This window comes from Micromonospora inaquosa, assembly GCF_003857055.1.
GTDB classification, from domain to species: Bacteria; Actinomycetota; Actinomycetes; order Mycobacteriales; family Micromonosporaceae; genus Micromonospora; species Micromonospora inaquosa.
Genome location: NZ_QGSZ01000070.1, coordinates 1 through 3,259, shown reverse-complemented (window position 1 = coordinate 3,259; position 3,259 = coordinate 1). Strand labels below are relative to the sequence as shown.

2 protein-coding genes are annotated in these 3,259 nt (G+C 74.8%); both read left to right on the top strand.

Going from position 1 to position 3,259, the window contains the following annotated elements; all coding sequences use genetic code 11:
• A partial coding sequence (locus DLJ59_RS01060) for an SCO7613 C-terminal domain-containing membrane protein (RefSeq protein ID WP_425271375.1) occupies positions 1–2,036 on the top strand: 2,036 nt, incomplete at its 5' end.
• 136 nt (positions 2,037–2,172) lie between these two features.
• Positions 2,173–3,259, top strand: a 1,087-nt coding sequence (locus DLJ59_RS01055; protein WP_148096917.1) for a fatty acid desaturase family protein, incomplete at its 3' end; no start/stop codon positions are given.

The window sequence follows — 3,259 nt, the reverse complement described above, 5'->3', positions numbered from 1 at the left end:
GTGTGGCGCTGGCGGTCGGCGCGGCGGTGCTCCTGCTGCCCCGGGGCGCACGGACGGCGCTGGTCACGGCCGGCGCGGTGGCGGTGCTGTTCGCCGTGCCCGCCGGCTGGCCGGCCTCCTGGCCTCAGGTGCTGGCCATCGACCTGGTCGGCGGGGTCGCGTTGCTGCTCGCCGTGCTGGCCCGCCCGAGCACCCCACCGGTAGCCCTGTTCATCCGGGCGCTCGGCGGTGCCGTCCTGCTCGGGCACGGGTTGCTGGTCGCCCTGGCCGCCCCGACCGGGGCCCTGGTGGCGCTCGGCGTGCTCGCCGGGATCGGGCTTGCCCTGGCGGTACGACGGGGGGTCGGGGCGTACCGGGAGGTGGCCGGTGTGGGTCTGCTGGTCGGGCAGCTTTCGCTGCCCGGGATCGCGGCGGTGGCGTTGTTCGCCGGGGGTGCGCCGCCGTGGTGGCAGGCCCGGCTCGCGCTGGCCGCCGCCGGGCTGTCGCTGGTCGCGGCGCTCGCGGCGCGTCGCCACCGGCTGGAGCTGATCGGGTACGCGGTGACCGGCGCTGTCGTCGCCGTGACCGTGCCCGGCCTCGCGCCGCTGGTCGGGGCGGGTGACGAGCCGCTCGCGCTGTACGCCGCGCTGGCGGCGCTGGGCATCGCGTTCGTCGCTCTCGGGGACCGGCCTTCGGCCGACGAGCGCCAGCCGGCCCGGTTGGCGCTGGTGCTGGCGGCGGGCGGAACGATGGCGGTTGTCGCCGTCCTGGTGGCCCTGCCGACGGTGCTGACCGCGCTCGTGTCGCCGCACGACGGGCGCGACCGGGTGTGGTCGGGGGTGCCCACGGTGGTCGCCGACCCGACGGTGCTCCCGGTGGGGTTCGCGCTGGTCGTGTTGGCGGTGGCCGCGGTATTGGCCGGTCGGCGGGTGGGCCGGCCGGTGCCGTTCGCGCTGCCGTTCGTCGCGGCGGCGCTGCCGGTGCTGCTCATCGCGGTCGGCGCGCCGTGGCCGGTGCTGCCGGCCGCCGTCCTGCTCGCCGGCCTGGCCGCGCTGCTGTTCACCGCGCTGGCCGCGCCCCGCCCGGCGCTCGCCCCGGTCGCCGTGCCGGTGGGCGTGGTGCTGGTGGCCTCCGGTGTGGCGGGTCTGTTGGCCACCCGGGCCGGGACGCTCGCGGCCGAGGGGGCGCTGCTGGTGGCGGCGGTCGCGGTCGCCGCCGGGGCGCGCGGGTTCGAGGTACGGGTCGTCGGTTGTCTCGCCGCCGTGGGTGCGGCGTCCGCGTTGGCGGTGACCGCCCCGCTCGCCGGCGGGCTGCCGTTGCGGGCCGCCGCGTACCCGCTGCTGGCGGTGGCCGCGTTGGTGCTGGCCGCGGCGGCGGTCACCCCGGCCCGGGCCCAGCTGGGTCGGGTGCTGGACGCCGCCGCGCAGGCCGTCGCGTTGGTGGCGGCGGTGCTCGCTGTCGAGGTGGCGCGGCACCTCGCCACCGTCTGCGTGCTCTGGGGCGTCGCCGTCGCGCTGCGACTGTTGCGCCGGGGGGAACCGGCCGGTCGGCGGTGGGCGTTCGCCGGGATCGCCGCCGGCAGCGAGTTGCTCGGGGCCTGGGTGCTGCTGGCCGCCGGTGGGGTGACAGTGCTGGAGGCGTACACCTTGCCGGCCGCGGCGCTGGCCGTCGGCGCGGGTCTGGTGGCGCTGCGCACCCGGCCAGGGCTGACCAGCTGGTCGGCCCTCGGCCCGGGGCTGGTCGCGGCGTTGCTGCCCAGCCTCGTGTCGGTGCTGGCCGGGTCGGACCCGCAGCCGTGGCGGCGACTGCTCCTCGGCGCGGCGGCGATCGGCGCGGTGCTGGCCGGCGCGACCCGGCGGTGGCAGGCGCCGGTGCTGCTCGGCGGCGGGGTGCTGACGCTGTTGGCGCTGCACGAGCTGGCCCGAGGGTGGGATCTGCTGCCCCGCTGGATCTACCTGGGGGTCGGTGGGTTGGCGCTGGTCGGGCTCGCCGCCACCTACGAGCGGCGTCGACGTGACCTGGCTCGACTGCGTGCCGCGGTGGGCCGACTCGGCTGAGTCGAACCACTAGGGGTAGGGCCTGCCCTACCCCGCATTCGGGGGCTGTCGGGGTTACTCAGCGCTACCGCGATCGGGAGACTTGACAATAAGCCCGAACCACACCGGTACGGGCGCAAGCGGAACGGGAGTAGCGATGGCGCTCGGCGCGGTGGCGGAACCGCCGGTACGACGGCGAGGTAGTGACTACGCACAGTTGTCCCGACGGATCAGCCAGGCAGGCCTGCTGGAGCGGCGCCCCGGCTGGTATGTCACCCGCATCGTGCTCACCCTCGGTGCGTTCGTGGCCGGCTGGGTGGCCGTGTTCCTGCTGGGCGACTCCTGGTGGCAGCTTCCGCTCGCGGCTCTGATGGCGGTGGCCACCACCCAGGTCGCGTTCCTCGGCCACGACGCCGGGCACCGCCAGATGTTCCGTCGGCGTGGCCCCAGCGAGTTGGTGGGGTTGTTCGCCGGCAACGTGGCGGTGGGGATCAGCTACGGCTGGTGGGTCGACAAGCACAACCGGCACCACGCCAACCCGAACCACGAGGACGAGGACCCGGACGTCGGCGCGGGGGCCCTGGTGTGGACGCCCGAGCAGGCGCTGGAGACCCGTGGGATCAACCGTTGGCTGGCCAAGCGGCAGGCGTACCTCTTCTTCCCGATGCTGCTGCTGGAGGGCCTGAGCCTGCACGTGGCGAGCATCCGGGCGATCATCGGTCGGGAGGACGGCAAGTACACGGTCCCGATGCGGCACCGGGCGGTCGAGGCGGCGCTGCTCGTCGTGCACACCGCCGCCTACGCGGCACTGCTGTTGGCGGTCATGTCGCCGGTCAAGGCGCTGCTCTTCGCCGTCGTGCACCAGGCACTGTGGGGCCTCTACATGGGCTGCGCGTTCGCGCCGAACCACAAGGGCATGCCGATGCCGACCGCCGAGGACGAGTTGGACTACCTGCGTAAGCAGGTGCTGACCTCCCGCAACGTGCGGGGCAGTCGACTGGTGGACACCACGCTCGGCGGTCTCAACTACCAGATCGAGCACCACCTGTTCCCGAACATGCCGCGCGCCAACCTGCGCCGGGCCCAGCCGATCGTCCGTGCCTACTGCGTCGAGCAGGGCATCCCGTACGCCGAGACCGGGCTGGTCGAGTCGTACCGGCAGGCACTTGGTCATCTGCACGAGGTGGGGCGGCCGCTGCGCCTGGCTCTTATACACATCTCCGAGCCCACGAGACGCGTAGTAA